At 43.2% G+C, this 15,452-nt stretch carries 13 protein-coding genes; 10 read left to right on the forward strand and 3 right to left on the reverse strand.

What is annotated here, in order from left to right; all coding sequences use genetic code 11:
* Window positions 1–17: 17 nt before the first annotated feature.
* Both murB and narQ read right to left on the reverse strand, forming a co-directional pair.
* Entirely contained in the window at window positions 18–1,052 is a 1,035-nt protein-coding gene (gene murB / locus ACNAV8_RS08225) for a UDP-N-acetylmuramate dehydrogenase (RefSeq protein ID WP_103854953.1), read from the reverse strand.
* 15 nt (window positions 1,053–1,067) lie between these two features.
* Window positions 1,068–2,771, reverse strand: coding sequence for a nitrate/nitrite two-component system sensor histidine kinase NarQ (narQ, locus tag ACNAV8_RS08230; protein WP_415777549.1), 1,704 nt, complete (start codon window positions 2,769–2,771; stop codon window positions 1,068–1,070).
* 271 nt (window positions 2,772–3,042) lie between these two features.
* Here narQ and napF point away from each other — a divergent pair, with 271 nt between their 5' ends.
* The 10 genes from napF (at window position 3,043) to ACNAV8_RS08280 (ending at window position 14,404) form a co-directional block, all read left to right on the forward strand.
* Window positions 3,043–3,567, forward strand: a complete 525-nt coding sequence (gene napF, locus ACNAV8_RS08235) for a ferredoxin-type protein NapF (RefSeq protein ID WP_103854958.1) — start codon at window positions 3,043–3,045, stop codon at window positions 3,565–3,567.
* Window positions 3,568–3,569: 2 nt separating this feature from the next.
* The gene (locus tag ACNAV8_RS08240) at window positions 3,570–3,857 is read left to right on the forward strand and encodes a chaperone NapD (protein ID WP_103853571.1); all 288 of its coding nucleotides are present in this window, start codon (window positions 3,570–3,572) and stop codon (window positions 3,855–3,857) included.
* Between the two features lie 26 nt (window positions 3,858–3,883).
* Complete coding sequence (napA, locus tag ACNAV8_RS08245) at window positions 3,884–6,364, forward strand: nitrate reductase catalytic subunit NapA (RefSeq protein WP_103854952.1); 2,481 nt, start codon at window positions 3,884–3,886, stop codon at window positions 6,362–6,364.
* A 62-nt stretch (window positions 6,365–6,426) separates the two neighbouring features.
* Window positions 6,427–7,179: a ferredoxin-type protein NapG gene (gene napG, locus ACNAV8_RS08250; protein WP_103854957.1), complete on the forward strand. Its 753-nt coding sequence runs from the start codon at window positions 6,427–6,429 to the stop codon at window positions 7,177–7,179.
* Window positions 7,179–8,042 carry a quinol dehydrogenase ferredoxin subunit NapH gene (napH, locus tag ACNAV8_RS08255; RefSeq protein ID WP_103854951.1) on the forward strand — a complete coding sequence of 288 codons (864 nt, stop codon included), beginning with the start codon at window positions 7,179–7,181 and terminating at the stop codon, window positions 8,040–8,042. The genes napG and napH overlap by 1 nt, the downstream gene beginning before the upstream one ends.
* 1 nt (window position 8,043) lies before the next feature.
* Window positions 8,044–8,475 (forward strand): nitrate reductase cytochrome c-type subunit, encoded by a 432-nt coding sequence (locus ACNAV8_RS08260; RefSeq protein ID WP_103854950.1) that lies wholly within the window; start codon window positions 8,044–8,046, stop codon window positions 8,473–8,475.
* A 2-nt stretch (window positions 8,476–8,477) separates the two neighbouring features.
* Window positions 8,478–9,077 (forward strand): cytochrome c3 family protein, encoded by a 600-nt coding sequence (locus tag ACNAV8_RS08265; RefSeq protein ID WP_415777550.1) that lies wholly within the window; start codon window positions 8,478–8,480, stop codon window positions 9,075–9,077.
* A 275-nt stretch (window positions 9,078–9,352) separates the two neighbouring features.
* Window positions 9,353–11,488, forward strand: a complete 2,136-nt coding sequence (gene pnp, locus ACNAV8_RS08270; protein ID WP_415777551.1) for a polyribonucleotide nucleotidyltransferase — start codon at window positions 9,353–9,355, stop codon at window positions 11,486–11,488.
* 102 nt (window positions 11,489–11,590) lie between these two features.
* Entirely contained in the window at window positions 11,591–12,487 is an 897-nt protein-coding gene (gene nlpI, locus ACNAV8_RS08275; RefSeq protein ID WP_415777559.1) for a lipoprotein NlpI, read from the forward strand.
* A 141-nt stretch (window positions 12,488–12,628) separates the two neighbouring features.
* On the forward strand, window positions 12,629–14,404 hold the full coding sequence (locus ACNAV8_RS08280) for a DEAD/DEAH box helicase (protein ID WP_415777552.1): 1,776 nt from the start codon (window positions 12,629–12,631) through the stop codon (window positions 14,402–14,404).
* A 27-nt stretch (window positions 14,405–14,431) separates the two neighbouring features.
* Here the strand turns inward: ACNAV8_RS08280 and ACNAV8_RS08285 are convergent, their stop codons facing one another.
* The gene (locus ACNAV8_RS08285) at window positions 14,432–15,313 is read right to left on the reverse strand and encodes a VirK/YbjX family protein (RefSeq protein ID WP_103854948.1); all 882 of its coding nucleotides are present in this window, start codon (window positions 15,311–15,313) and stop codon (window positions 14,432–14,434) included.
* Window positions 15,314–15,452 lie beyond the last annotated feature (139 nt).

The raw sequence follows: 15,452 nt of genomic DNA on the forward strand, positions 1-15,452 counted from the left end.
TTAAGTGAGAATAATGATTAATGTTGTGATGAAATAAATTGTTCGCTGTCAATTTCGCCTTGCGCACCGATAAAACGTACTTCTGGCTGCAAATACACAGCAAATTTTTCTGCCACCTTTTGGCGAATATGATGGGCAAGATTGGCCACATCTTTACCGCTTGCATTTGCTTTATTCACTAGCACTAAGGCTTGCTGTTGATGCACCGCCGCGCCGCCAAGTTGATAGCCTTTTAGACCGCATTGATCAATCAACCAACCTGCAGCGAGCTTCACAGTGCCATCTGGCTGCGGATAGCTCGGCATTTCTGGATATTGGCTTTTTAATTGTTCAAAAAGTGCGGTGGAAATCACAGGATTTTTGAAAAAGCTCCCCGCGTTGCCCAATTCTTGTGGATTTGGCAATTTTGCGCTGCGCACGGTACAAACTTCAGCGAAAATTTCCTCCGCTGTTACCGTGGCAGGATCAAAACGTGAAAGGGTGCCATAACTTAGCACAGGCTGCCAATCTTTGGCGAGCTTTAATCCCACGGCGACAATCATATAACCGTCTTTATATTGATGTTTAAACAGGCTTTCGCGGTAGCCAAATTGACATTCCGCTTTGCTTAAACAAAAAATTTCCCCGGTATTCAGATTCAGCACGTCCACATAATCGCATACATCTTTAAATTCTACGCCATAAGCTCCGATATTTTGGATTGGCGCTGATCCCACACAGCCAGGGATTAAGGCTAAATTTTCTAAGCCATAAATGCCTTGTTCCAAGCTCCATTGCACTAGCTCGTGCCAATTTTCGCCGCCTTGAACGTGAATATAATGAAAGTTGTCATCTTGCCGATGTTCGATACCTTTGAGCGCATTTACCAGCACGATCCCGTCAAAATCTTCCACAAACAATACATTACTGCCTTGTCCGAGAAAAAGCACGGGAAGCTGCTGTTGCTGAGCTTGTTGCCAAAGGGGCAGAATTTGTTCAAGTGCGGTGATTTTTTTCACCATTTTTGCTTGTGCATTGGTTCCAAATGTATGAAATGGTTGAAGATTTTCCATTATGTTCCTTAATCTCTATAATTTATTCGGCAGCGTGATTTTCACTTCTGTGCCGCCTTCAGGACGATTATTGATGCGTAGTATAGCATTGAGTTGGGCGCTACGTTCATTCATTATATTCAAACCGTAATGCCCTGCAGGTTCATCAAGGCTTGGAATGCCCACGCCGTTATCGCGCACTAACAGCTCATATTCACCGTCATCATTGGTGTGTGCAATCACTTCGATTTCCGTACCTTGGGAATGTTTAATCGCGTTTAACGCCGCTTCACGCACAATTTGTAAGGCGTGTACTAGCTGTTGCGCATTGAAAGTGTGGGACGGCAAACTACATTCCACGCGCATTTTCATTTCTGTTTGATTGCGTAAAGAATCGATCACTTGTTCAAGAGCGAGTTGTAAATTGGCTTCTTGCACCGTTAAGCGGAAAGTGGCGAGCAATTCGCGCAGTTGAACATAGCCGTCATTCAAGGCCTGCTCGAAATCTTTAATAATCGTTAGGCTTTTTTCCTTATTTTGCTCGCCTTCTTTATTCAAATTGTGCTTCAACAAAGTGAGCTGAATTTGCAGATAGGCCAGCACTTGTGCTAAAGAATCGTGTAATTCTCGCGCAATAATTGACCGCTCTTCCATTAATAATAGTTGTTGTTGCTGGCGTTGTGTATGATGGAAATAAAGCGAACGGCTCAACATTTGCGACACGTTGTGCATTGTGCGCAAATCTGGGCAAGGTAAGCCTGCTTGCCAATATAGCGTGCCAAGTTTATCTCCCTCCACGCAAAGATCGGTTTTTTGTAAAGAGAAGTTCGCATCATTTTCGCCTAAATAAATATGCCAATGCTCCGCGCCGTAAACGCTCAATTCAATATAGCGTAAATGCTCATTCACTTTAATTTGGTTTAGCACCTGCTTTAGCACCGTAGGATCAATATTATTGGTGGTAACTAATTGAGAACATTGATAAAGCATTGATAAAGAGCGGTTGACTTGGCTGAGTTTTTGCGTTTTTTCATTGACTTTTTCTTCCAGCCCAGCATAGAGCTTTTGCAAATCACTGGCCATTTGGGTAAATACGGAAGAAAGTCTCCCGATTTCGTCATCGTTATTCACATCAAGGGGAATATGATTAAACTGTCCAATTTGTACCTGTGTACTTGCTAAGGCTAATTTTTCCAGTGGGCGAACCATTTGCTTTTTAGTAAACCACACCACATAAGACACCATGGCGACAATCGACAACATTGTGAAAAGAATAAGCAACACCGCAAAATCGTGCTTTTTCTCGGCAAATTCTTGCAAGTTATAGACAAACTGATCGACTTGCTCAACATAATTTTTCACTTCTTTTTGATAGGCTTGGTAGTCTAATTGCTTGGCATAAACTTCCATCGTTTCCCAACGTGCAACCAAGTTTTTATAAGCCTGTTTTACATCAGAAGGCACGAAAAATTGCTGGTTAATATCCGCTAAAGTGCTGGAATATAAGGTCGCGCGGTATTGTTGTAAATTTTCTGCCACCAACTGCGGTTCGTGTTCAATTTCATATAAAATGCGATAACTTTGCATTCGCAATGAACCCGATACATTGATTAATTCCGCATCAGATTTGTTACTTTGCATCACAATCAAACTGAGCAAGCTGATGAATGCGGCAAAGATGATAATGAGCAATAAATAATTGGCGATTTTTGTCGCCACCGAATGTTTTTTATTTTTCACAATGTTCACGCTTGGCAAAGGCAATCAGAATTAAGGGCTATTCTAGCAAAAAATCCCATTGCTGTTTTAGCTCTCGAACAGGAAATTTTCACAAAAATTCCACCGCACTTTATTTTGTATCTAATGAATAAAATTAATGCGCGGTGATAATTTTGATCTAACGCAACAAAAGCGTGTTTTTCTGCCTAAATACTCAATTCAGGTTATTAAAAACCTTGCTTTACCTTTAGACAATAGCGAACCTAGTAAAAAACCATCTTGGATCGTGAAAATGTCAGAAACCGCATTACCTAGACGCCGTTTTTTGCGTGGAGAGTTTCTGCATTCATTACAAAGCGAAACGGTAAAAGTACAAGGGTTTCAGGGCGTGCGTCCACCTTGGGCGGTGAGTGAAGCGCGATTTATTCAACACTGCACCACTTGTGGCGATTGTGTCAAAGCCTGCGAAACGCAGATTTTAGTGCAAGGACAAGGCGGATTTCCTGAAGTGCAGTTTGATAAAGGTGAATGTACCTTTTGCCAAAAATGCGTGGACGTGTGCCAGCAGCCTGTTTTTCGCCCAGTCAGCGAAATAGCTTGGCGGCATAAAATTGACATTACCAATGAATGCTTAACGCAAAAACAGGTGGAGTGTCGTGCCTGCCAAGACAGTTGTGAAATGCGTGCGATTCGTTTTGTGCCGCAGCTTGGTAAGGTGGCGCAACCAAGCCTGAACTTGGCGGATTGTAATGGTTGCGGTGCGTGCATTAGTGCCTGCCCAGTTTCTGCGATTAAACTTGATTATCCACAGGAATAACTATGTCAGAACAAGAAATTATCCCAATGGATAAAGCGGAAGAATGGCACGTTTGTGGCGTGATTGTTCAATGTAATCCGCAAAAAATTGAAAAAATTAAGACCGCACTTTTAGCGCTGCCTTATGCTGAAGTGCCTGCCGAAGATGTAGAAAAAGGCAAGTTGGTGGTGGTGATGCAATCTCACGATCAACATATTTTGCTCGAACAAATGGAGCAAGCGCGCAATATTGATGGCGTGATTACCGTATCTTTGGTCTATCATCAACAAGATGATGGCAATGATGAATAATTAATCATACTCGTGGGGGAAATGAGATGAATTTAAGTCGCCGAGACTTTATGAAAGCCAATGCAGCCGCCGCTGCAGCAGCTGTCGCTGGATTAAGCATTCCAGTGAAAAACGTGGAAGCCGCACAGGATAACAGTATCAAATGGGACAAAGGTGTTTGCCGTTTCTGTGGTACAGGTTGTGGCGTATTAGTAGGAACACAAAACGGACGCGTTGTGGCATCACAAGGTGATCCAGATGCTGAAGTAAACCGTGGTTTGAACTGTATTAAAGGTTACTTCTTGCCAAAAATTATGTACGGAAAAGACCGTTTGACTCAACCAATGTTGCGTATGAAAGACGGCAAGTACGACAAAAATGGGGAATTTACCCCTGTTACTTGGGATACTGCGTTCAAAACAATGAAAGAGAAATTCTTAAACGCAATGAAAGAACGTGGCCCGAATGGCGTGGGAATGTTCACTTCTGGACAAAGCACCATTTTTGAAGGTTATGCCAAAGCGAAACTTTGGAAAGCAGGTTTCCGTTCTAACAATATCGATCCAAATGCGCGCCATTGTATGGCCTCTGCCGCGGTGGCATTCTTGCGTACCTTTGGTATTGATGAGCCGATGGGCTGTTATGATGACATTGAACACGCCGAAGCCTTTGTTTTATGGGGTTCAAATATGGCGGAAATGCACCCGATTTTATGGTCACGTATTTCTGATCGCCGTTTATCTAACCCTGATGTAAAAGTGGCCGTGCTTTCTACCTTTGAACACCGCAGCTTTGAACTAGCAGATAACGGTATGGTGTTCACACCGCAAGCTGACTTGGTGATTCTCAACTACATCATCAACTATCTCATTCAAAACGATGCCATTAACTGGGATTTCGTGAATAAACATACTAAATTCAAACGTGGTGAAACCGACATTGGTTATGGCTTGCGTGATAGCGATCCGCGTCAAAAAGCAGCGAAAAATGCCAATAGCGGTAAAATGTACGACAGTAACTTTGAAGAACTCAAAGCGCTTGTGTCTGAATATACCCTTGAGAAAGCCCACGAAATGTCAGGTGTGCCAAAAGATCAATTAGAAAGTTTGGCGCAGCTTTATGCCGATCCAAAACGCAAAGTGGTGTCTTTCTGGACAATGGGCTTTAACCAGCATACCCGCGGTGTGTGGGCAAACCACTTGATTTACAACATTCACTTATTAACCGGTAAAATTTCTATCCCAGGTTGTGGCCCATTCTCCTTAACTGGTCAGCCATCTGCTTGTGGTACGGCGCGTGAAGTGGGAACATTTATCCACCGTTTACCTGCTGATATGGTGGTTACCAAGCCAGAACATCGTGCAATTGCAGAAAAAACGTGGAAAATCCCAGCTGGCACGATCACCGATAAATTAGGCTATCACGCCGTGGCACAAAGCCGTGCGTTAAAAGATGGCAAAATGCGTGTGTTATGGCAAATGTGTACGAACAATATGCAAGGTGGCCCAAACATCAACGAAGAAACTTTCCCAGGTTGGCGTAACCCTGAAAACTTCATCGTGGTTTCCGATCCATACCCAACAGTATCAGCCTTAGCGGCAGACTTAATGTTGCCAACCGCAATGTGGGTGGAAAAAGAAGGGGCTTATGGTAACGCAGAGCGCCGCACACAAGTATGGCGTCAGCAAGTAAAAGCACCGGGCGAAGCGAAATCTGACTTATGGCAATTAGTGGAATTTTCTAAATACTTCACCACTGATGAAGTATGGCCAGCAGAGCTTTTAAATGCGAACCCAGAATTTAAAGGCAAAACCTTATACGAGGTGTTATACCGCAACGGTAATGTAGATAAATATTCTAACGCTGAACTCAATGATCGTCTTAACGATGAAGCTTACGATTTCGGCTTCTACATTCAAAAAGGCTTGTTTGAAGAATATGCGTCATTTGGTCGCGGCCACGGCCACGATTTAGCCGAATACGATCTTTACCACAAAGCGCGCGGTTTACGTTGGCCAGTGGTAGAGGGCAAAGAAACCCTATGGCGTTACCGTGAAGGTTACGATCCTTATGTGAAATCAGGCGAAGAAGTGTCTTTCTATGGTCAGCCAGATAAACGTGCGGTGATTTTAGCCGTGCCTTATGAGCCACCAGCAGAGGTGCCTGATGAAGAATATGATTTATGGTTATCTACTGGCCGTGTGTTAGAACACTGGCATACAGGAACAATGACTCGCCGCGTGCCTGAATTGCACCGTTCATTCCCGAACAATGTGGTTTGGATGCACCCGAACGATGCGAAAAAACGTGGTTTACGCCACGGTGATAAGATCAAAGTTTCATCACGCCGTGGGGAAATTATTTCCTATGTAGATACTCGTGGACGTAATAAATGTCCTGAAGGTTTAGTTTTCACCACCTTCTTTGATGCTGGCCAGTTGGTAAATAAATTAACCTTAGATGCCACTGACCCAATTTCAAAAGAAACGGACTTCAAAAAATGTGCCGTTAAAGTGGAAAAAGCCTAAAAACTTAGCAAAAAAGCACCGCACTTTCTTTCTAAACTAAGCAAAGTGCGGTGAAAAATAAAATGAAAAAATTAACCCAAACACCGGAACGCCGTAAATTTTTTAAGGACGCCGCTCGCACCGCGGGCGGATTAGCAGGTCTTGGCATTTTACTCGGTCTTCAACAAGAGCAAAGCCTTGCTCGTCAAGGCGTGGCATTACGTCCACCCTTTGCCATTGAAGATGAGAAAAAATTCGCCGCCGCCTGTATTCGTTGCGGACAATGTGTGCAAGCCTGCCCTTATGAAATGTTGCACCTTGCTTCCTTGCTTTCGCCAATGGAAGCTGGCACACCTTATTTCATCGCACGGGATAAACCTTGCGAAATGTGTGAAGATATTCCTTGTGCAAAAGCCTGTCCGAGCGGGGCGTTAGATTCCACACAGGATAATATTAACGATTCCCGAATGGGCTTATCGGTGCTGTTAGATCACGAGACTTGCCTAAACTGGCAGGGCCTACGTTGTGATGTGTGTTATCGCGTTTGTCCACTTATCGACAAAGCCATCACCTTAGAAATGCAGCGTAATGATCGTACGGGCAAGCACGCGGTGTTTATTCCAACGGTGCATTCGGACGCTTGCACGGGCTGCGGTAAATGCGAGGAAGCCTGCGTATTGGATGAAGCGGCAATCAAAGTGTTGCCTCTTTCCCTTGCGAAAGGAATGTTGGGTAAACATTATCGCCTTGGTTGGGAAGAAAAAGAAAAGGCAGGGCATTCCCTTGCGCCTGACGACATTATTTCTTTACCCGTACGCAAACCGGAGGGCTTTTAATGGCAAATTCACCGAAATATGCAGGTAGAGAAGCAAGAGAAAAGCTGGGCTTGTGGCGCGCTAATCGCTTTTTATTTTGGCGTCGTTTAACTCAGTTAAGCATTCTCGCAATGTTTCTGAGCGGCCCTTGGCTTGGTGTATGGATTCTGCGTGGTAATTATAGCGGGAGCTTATTTTTAGATTTAATTCCAATGAGCGATCCACTCATCACCGCAGAAAGCCTTGCCACGGGTCATTTGCCCAACTTCACCACCTTACTGGGTGCTGGCATTGTGATCACCCTTTATGCTTTATTGGGAAGCAAAGTGTTTTGCGGTTGGGTGTGTCCGTTAAATCTGGTTACCGACTGTGCGGCTTGGTTAAGACGTAAATTAGGTATTCGTCAAAATGCCAAAATTCCACGCGGCTTACGCTACGGCATTTTATTGATGATTCTCATCGGCAGTGCGTTAAGTGGCATTATGTTGTGGGAATGGATCAATCCTGTAAGTGCATTTGGACGCGCCTTAATTTATGGTTTCGGTGCAACCACTTGGTTAATTTTAGCGATATTTTTATTTGATTTATTGATTGCAGAGCACGGCTGGTGCGGGCATTTATGCCCTATCGGCACGACCTATGGCTTAATTGGCGCAAAAAGCATTGCGCGCATTAAAGTGATTGATCGCGCACGCTGTGATAATTGTATGGATTGCTACAACATTTGCCCTGAACCGCAAGTGTTACGCAGCCCACTGCACGGCAAAAAAGACGAAAGCCTGCTCGTGCTTTCTAAAGATTGTATCAGTTGCGGACGTTGCATTGATGTTTGTGCTGAAAATGTATTTACTTTTACCACTAGATTTAATCATTCGGGGGAATAAAATGATTAAAAAAACCTTATTAATTTTAACCGCACTTTTTGCCACCAGCGTAATGGCTGCGGAAGACAAAATTGACAACTATCTGCAAGGGGCGGCTGAAGATGTGAAACCAGCTTTTCACAATGTACCAAAACAAAGTGAGTTACCACCGCTTAACTATGTGAATCAACCACCAACGATTCCACATAGCGTAAAAAATTATCAAATCACCAAAAATGTGAACCAATGCTTGAATTGCCACAGCGTTGAGGCTTCTCGCATCACAGGGGCAACACGCATTAGCCCAACCCACTTTATGGATCGTAACGGAAACTTTGTCGGCGGCGAAACCGCTCCTCGCCGTTATTTCTGCTTACAGTGCCACGTTTCACAATCTGACGTTGAACCGATTGTGCCAAATGAATTTAAACCAATGAAAGGCTACGGAGAATAAAAATGTTGAAATTAATCAAAAAGTTTTGGCATTGGTTTCGTTCACCAAGTCGTATTGCTGTCGGCGTGCTAATCACCCTTTCTTTCATTGCTGGGATTATTTTCTGGGGCGGCTTTAATACTGCGCTGGAACACACCAATACGGAAGAATTTTGTTCTAGTTGCCATATGAACGACGTTGTGCCTGAATATCGTCAATCTGTGCATTATGTGAATCGTACTGGGGTAAAAGCCATTTGTGCGGATTGCCATTTGCCACACGAATTTATTCCTAAGTGGGTGCGTAAAATTAAAGCAGCAACAGAAGTTTATGCGCATATTACAGGTAAAGTGGATACCAAAGAAAAATTTGAAGCAGCACGTTTAGAAATGGCTGAGCGTGAATGGGCAAGAATGAAAGCCAATAATTCACAAGAATGTCGTAACTGTCATAATTTTGATGCAATGGATTTCACCTTGCAAAAAGGCGTAGCAGAAAAAATGCACACAATGGCAATCAAAGACGGCAAAACCTGTATTGATTGCCATAAAGGGATTGCTCACCACTTGCCAAATATGAAAGACGTGAAATCTGGCTTTTTACCACCAGAAAAAGCAGAATAATTAGGTAAGGTGAATAAACCTAAAATCAACGCATTTAGCGGTATCAATAAACACAAAAGCCCTGTATAATAGCGGGGCTTTTCTTTTCCCGTTGGCGTGCGGCTATCAAAAATACTCTTACGCAACCCGACAAAGTGCGGTGCTTTTTGAGAGAATTTTTGCTAGTCGCAATTGGGAAAACAACGTGAAATCAAACAGTTAATCTGTTATTTACCTAAAAGCATTGAGTGCGGAATGTTCCGCAGATTATTCCATTTTATTTGAAGGAAAATATTGTGAATCCAATTGTTAAACAATTTAAATATGGTCAGCACACGGTAACCTTAGAAACTGGTGCAATCGCCCGTCAAGCCACAGCGGCAGTGATGGCGAGTATGGACGACACTAGCGTGTTCGTAACAGTGGTAGCGAAAAAAGACGTTAAAGAAGGGCAAGATTTCTTCCCATTAACTGTAAACTACCAAGAGCGTACTTACGCAGCAGGACGTATCCCTGGTGGGTTCTTTAAACGTGAAGGCCGCCCTTCTGAGGGGGAAACCTTAGTGGCGCGTTTAATCGATCGTCCAATCCGTCCATTATTCCCTGAAGGCTTTTTCAACGAAATTCAAATTGTGGCAACCGTGGTTTCGGTAAACCCACAAATTAGCCCTGATTTAGTGGCGATGATCGGTGCTTCAGCAGCACTTACCCTTTCTGGCGTGCCATTTAACGGCCCGATCGGCGCAGCACGCGTTGGCTTTATTGATGGTCAATTCGTCTTAAACCCAACCACTAACGAACAAAAACAAAGTCGTTTAGACTTAGTGGTAGCGGGGACAGATAAAGCCGTATTAATGGTGGAATCTGAAGCGGACATTTTAACCGAAGAACAAATGTTGGCTGCGGTGGTATTTGGTCATCAGCAACAACAAGTGGTGATTGAAGCCATTAAAGAATTTGCCCAAGAAGCAGGAAAACCGCGTTGGGATTGGCAGCCACCAGCACCAGATACGGCATTAATTGATAAAGTTAAAGCCCTTGCGGAAAGCCGTTTAGGCGATGCTTATCGTATCACTGAAAAACAAGCGCGTTATGAACAAATTGATGCGATTAAAGCAGACGTAGTAGGCCAATTAACCACTGAAGATGAAACCCTTAGCGAAGGAAAAATTGTCGATATTCTTACCGCACTTGAAAGTGAAATCGTGCGTTCACGCATTCTAAACGGTGAGCCGCGTATTGACGGCCGTACCGTAGATACCGTGCGCGCATTAGACATTTGCACAGGCGTGTTACCGCGTACGCACGGCTCTGCGATTTTCACCCGTGGTGAAACACAGGCCTTAGCGGTGGCAACCTTAGGGACAGAACGTGATGCACAAATCATTGACGAATTAACCGGTGAAAAAACTGATCACTTCTTATTCCACTACAACTTCCCGCCATATTCAGTGGGTGAAACAGGTATGATTGGTTCGCCAAAACGCCGTGAAATTGGTCACGGTCGTTTAGCAAAACGCGGTGTGGCTGCAGTAATGCCAAGCTTGAGCGAATTCCCTTATGTGGTGCGTGTGGTGTCTGAAATCACTGAATCTAACGGTTCATCATCAATGGCATCGGTATGTGGCGCATCACTAGCCTTAATGGACGCAGGTGTACCAATTAAAGCCGCTGTTGCGGGTATCGCAATGGGCTTAGTAAAAGAAGATGAAAAATTTGTTGTGCTTTCTGACATTTTGGGTGATGAAGATCACTTAGGTGATATGGACTTCAAAGTAGCGGGTACACGCGAAGGGGTTACTGCATTACAAATGGACATCAAAATTGAAGGGATTACCCCTGAAATTATGCAAATCGCCCTTAACCAAGCAAAAGGTGCGAGAATGCACATTCTTGGCGTGATGGAACAAGCAATTCCTGCACCGCGTGCGGAAATTTCTGACTTCGCACCGCGTATTCACACAATGAAAATCGATCCGAAGAAAATCAAAGATGTGATCGGTAAAGGTGGTGCAGTAATTCGTGCCTTAACGGAAGAAACTGGCACCTCCATTGATATTGATGATGACGGTACAGTGAAAATCGCAGCGGTAGATAACAATGCGGTGAAAGAAGTGATGGCGCGCATTGAAGACATCACCGCGGAAGTGGAAGCTGGTGCAATCTATCAAGGTAAAGTGACTCGCCTTGCGGATTTCGGTGCGTTCGTTTCCTTAGTTGGCAATAAAGAAGGCTTGGTTCACATTTCACAAATCGCTGATGAACGCGTAGAAAAAGTCAGTGATTACTTAAGCGTGGGTCAAGAAGTTAGCGTGAAAGTAGTTGAAATTGATCGCCAAGGCCGTATCCGCTTAACAATGAAAGATATTGCTCCAAAACAAGAGGCAGCACCAACAGAAGAAGTTGTGGTTGCAGTGAGTGAGCAAGAATAAAAATACCGCTCCCTACTTGTTAGGGAGCAATTTTCCTTAGCGGGAAATGGGCTGGCATTGCCAGTCAGGCATACTTGAGCTAACACCTAAGGCTAAACAATGATGCAATGTAATTGGCGTATAAACTCTTTCAGATTGTTCTCAATCTGGTGTGTTGCCTTATTACTTGTAGGCTGTGTCAATTCGCAACCTTTTATGGCAAATAATAAATTGATTATTGCGGAGCAGACACCGAATAGCCATATTGAGCAAGAAATAATGGTTGCTCGTATTAGCCAAGTATTGCAAATTGGCAGAATTGATAAAAAAGAACGTGCTGCCTTACATTTTGAACGAGGCGTGTTGTATGACGCCCTTGGGCTTTGGGGGTTAGCGCGTTATGACTTTTTACAGTCTTTAATTTTTCAGCCAAAAAACGCCGCACTTTATAATTATTTGGGCGTCTATCAGCTTATCAATGAAGATTATGATGAAGCACTAGAAGCATTTAATGCGGCATTGGAATTAAACCCAAACGATGAATATAGCCTATTTAATCGAGGCTTAGGTTTTTATTATGTAGAACGTTATCCTCTTGCACAGAAAGATTTATCACAGTTTTATCAACAAGATAAAAGCGATGCTTACCGTGCATTATGGTTATATCTCAATGAATTAGAAACCAATCCTAAAAAGGCTAAACAGCAGTTAGCACAGCAAGCGCCTGCGCTCTCGCAAAAGCAGTGGGGCAATTATATTGTGCAATATTATTTAGGTCAGTTGTCGCTCACTGAGCTACAACAGCAAGGGGTGGAATTTGCTGAAAAGCAAAAAATGCCTTATGCCGAAGTATTGACCGAAACCTACTTTTATCTAGCAAAACAACAACTCAATTTGGGTCAAAGGGAAAAAGCAGAAACCCTGTTTAAATTGGCCATAGCGAATCAGGTGTATAACTTTGTTGAGTATCGTTTTGCAGTGCTTGAACTGGCGAAATTAAAACGCACAAAAGCACAATAAACTAGGCATTAGCCTAGATTTGGTGTTGTAAACGTAAAACTTTTCAACAATGTTATCCACAAAGCAGCGATTTTTCGCCACACCTAGGCTTTGTGCAACTGAAAGTAATTGAGCTTTCCTTTTTTATATTCGAGTATTTTAATGACTGAAACAAAAATCACCTTTAATGATTTAGGTTTACCTGAATTTATCCTTAATGCTGTAACAGATATGGGATTTGAATCCCCTTCGCCAATCCAACAAGCTTGTATTCCCTACCTTCTCGCAGGTGATGATGTGCTTGGAATGGCGCAAACCGGAAGTGGAAAAACCGCTGCGTTTTCTCTCCCTTTATTAGCCCAAATTGAGCCAAATAAAAAAATGCCACAAATGCTAGTTATGGCGCCTACTCGTGAGCTTGCCATTCAAGTGGCTGATGCGTGCGAACAATTTATGAAATATGCTAAAGGGATCAACATTGTTACCCTTTACGGCGGACAACGTTATGACATTCAGCTCAGAGCCTTAAAACAAGGTGCTCAAGTAGTTGTCGGCACACCGGGGCGTATTCTCGATCACCTTAGACGCAATACCCTCGATCTATCAGAATTAAAATTTATCGTGCTTGATGAAGCTGATGAAATGTTACGAATGGGCTTTATTGATGATGTTGAAACCGTAATGGCAGCACTGCCAGAACAGCATCAAACCGCACTTTTCTCCGCCACAATGCCAGAACCAATCCGCCGCATTACCAAACGCTTTATGAATAATCCTCAAGAGGTGAAAATTCAATCAAGCCAAAAAAATGCCCCAGATATTACCCAAAGTTGCTGGTATGTGCGTGGTTTCCGCAAAAATGAAGCTCTCTTGCGTTTCCTTGAAGTGGAAGAATTTGATGCGGCAATCATCTTTGCTCGCACCAAAACTGCTACCCTTGATATTACCGAATTATTGGAAAAACACGGCTTCCGTGCCGCCGCACTCAATGGGGATATGACCCAACAACTGCGTGAACAAACTCTCGATCGCCTACGCAACGGTAGCCTAGATATTTTAGTCGCCACTGATGTTGCCGCTCGTGGACTTGATGTGGAACGCATTAGTCTTGTGGTAAATTATGATATTCCACTTGATGCCGAAAGTTATGTGCACCGTATTGGGCGTACAGGGCGTGCTGGGCGCGCAGGACGTGCGTTATTGTTTGTCGAACCACGCGAAAATCGCCTACTGAAAAATATTGAACGTCTAACGAAAAAGCCGATTGAGGAAGTGGAAGTACCAAATCACGAAGCATTACAGGCTTGTCGTCGCAAAAAATTTGTCGCAAAAATCACCAAACAGCTGGAACATCACGATCTAGAGCAATATCGTAGCTTATTGGAAGATCTCTTCACCGCCGACCAAGATCAAGAAGACATTGCCGCCGCAATGCTAATGCTCTTACAAGGTAAACAAAAATTAATTTTACCGCCAGATCCAGCCATCGACAAACGCGCCCGCCGTGAACATGATGGACGCAGAGAAAATCCACGCTCCGCTGAACGCCGTGGCTACGGTAACCCGCAACCAATGGACTTATACCGTATTGAAGTGGGGCGCTTAGATGGCGTGGAAGTGCGTCATATTGTGGGAGCGATCGCTAATGAAGGCGATATCGATAGCCGTTATATCGGGCATATCAAACTTTACGATAATCATTCCACCATTGAATTACCACAAGGTATGCCAAAAGAATTGCTCAACCATTTCGCCAAAACGCGCGTAATGAACAAACAAATGCAAATGTCTTTCCTTGGTGAAACCAAAGGTGGTGAAGGCAAAGGAAAAGGCTTTGGCGGAAAAGTCAAAGGGGATCGCAAATTTAAAGAAAAAAACCACCGCTTTTTTGACGAGGGTGGCTTTAAATCGCGTTCAAGAAAAAGATCGTTCTCTTAGTTAAAAATAGCCCCAATGGGGCTATTTTTATAGGCTATTTTTCAGCATCAGGGTTTGTTGTATGCGTTGTTCAATTTCTTGCAACATCGCATAACGTTTACGGTACATTGAGCGTTTATTGCTAGATACCGTTGAGAGATTTTTCATTTCAATTTCCACTGGCAACTGCCAATAATCTTTTAATATCCCGCCACTTTCTTCAAACATCACATCATAATTTACTAAGTAACGCTTAGCTTGGATAAAGCGTGATTTATTTTGGTATTTTTGCGGAATACCTAACACTTGGCTATAACCCATTGCTTTAGCAAACATTTTGCAGATTTCGATCATTAAATAGGCAGGGCGTAAACCGTGGCATAATTTCGTTAATTGTTTGACGATTTCTTTTGAACCTTCGCAATTTGGCCCTTGAACCACAGCAATCAACACAGTGCCTTTTACTTTACCAAAGGTGAGTAAATAAATAAGTTCATTGCTTGGTTTATGGATAAGCTCAAAAGTCCAATAACCCTCCATTGGTTGGTGTGTCGTTAAGGCAAGCACCAGCTCAAAATCAGGAATGATTTCACCGAAGGAAATAGGTTGTTGCCAAATTGGGGTAATCCCAAGTTCTGCTAAATGCTCTGGTAAGAACTGCAAATTATCGCAAATAGTGTCAAAGCGTTCTTTGCGGTTCAAGCGTTTATCTAAAAAGCGATAAGCAATAGGATAGCTCCAATCTGGTCGTGTAGCCAGAAGCTCTGCTAGCCAAGGATATTGATTAACGAAACGCTCAAATTTTTTGATCAGATCGTAATTGAGCCAACTGCGTAAACGGTAACGAAAGCGTTTTAAACGGTAAGACTTTTTACCGCGATCAGGATATAAAGAAACGGCATCAGGCCATTTATAATAAGGGGTTGTCATAGAATTTTTATAGTTAAAAATAAGGCGCAGTATTCTCCCACAAAATAGGTATTTGTCCATAGATTTTTTATTTGAACGCCAAAATTTGACAAAAAATCCCCGCACTTTGTTATGTGAAATTTGTTGAGTAAAAGTGCGG

This window comes from Avibacterium endocarditidis (genome assembly GCF_965138825.1).
Classification (GTDB): domain Bacteria; phylum Pseudomonadota; class Gammaproteobacteria; order Enterobacterales; family Pasteurellaceae; genus Avibacterium; species Avibacterium endocarditidis.

Excerpts from the sequence above, each read along its gene's own strand:
- ACNAV8_RS08260 (WP_103854950.1), top strand. The coding sequence starts at position 8,044 with ATGATTAAAAAAACCTTATTAATTTTAACCGCACTTTTTGCCACCAGC.
- ACNAV8_RS08280 (WP_415777552.1), top strand. The coding sequence starts at position 12,629 with ATGACTGAAACAAAAATCACCTTTAATGATTTAGGTTTACCTGAATTT.
- ACNAV8_RS08265 (WP_415777550.1), top strand. The coding sequence starts at position 8,478 with ATGTTGAAATTAATCAAAAAGTTTTGGCATTGGTTTCGTTCACCAAGT.
- nlpI (WP_415777559.1), top strand. The coding sequence starts at position 11,591 with ATGCAATGTAATTGGCGTATAAACTCTTTCAGATTGTTCTCAATCTGG.
- murB (WP_103854953.1), bottom strand. The coding sequence starts at position 1,052 with ATGGAAAATCTTCAACCATTTCATACATTTGGAACCAATGCACAAGCA.
- napF (WP_103854958.1), top strand. The coding sequence starts at position 3,043 with ATGTCAGAAACCGCATTACCTAGACGCCGTTTTTTGCGTGGAGAGTTT.
- napG (WP_103854957.1), top strand. The coding sequence starts at position 6,427 with ATGAAAAAATTAACCCAAACACCGGAACGCCGTAAATTTTTTAAGGAC.
- ACNAV8_RS08285 (WP_103854948.1), bottom strand. The coding sequence starts at position 15,313 with ATGACAACCCCTTATTATAAATGGCCTGATGCCGTTTCTTTATATCCT.
- ACNAV8_RS08240 (WP_103853571.1), top strand. The coding sequence starts at position 3,570 with ATGTCAGAACAAGAAATTATCCCAATGGATAAAGCGGAAGAATGGCAC.
- napA (WP_103854952.1), top strand. The coding sequence starts at position 3,884 with ATGAATTTAAGTCGCCGAGACTTTATGAAAGCCAATGCAGCCGCCGCT.
- napH (WP_103854951.1), top strand. The coding sequence starts at position 7,179 with ATGGCAAATTCACCGAAATATGCAGGTAGAGAAGCAAGAGAAAAGCTG.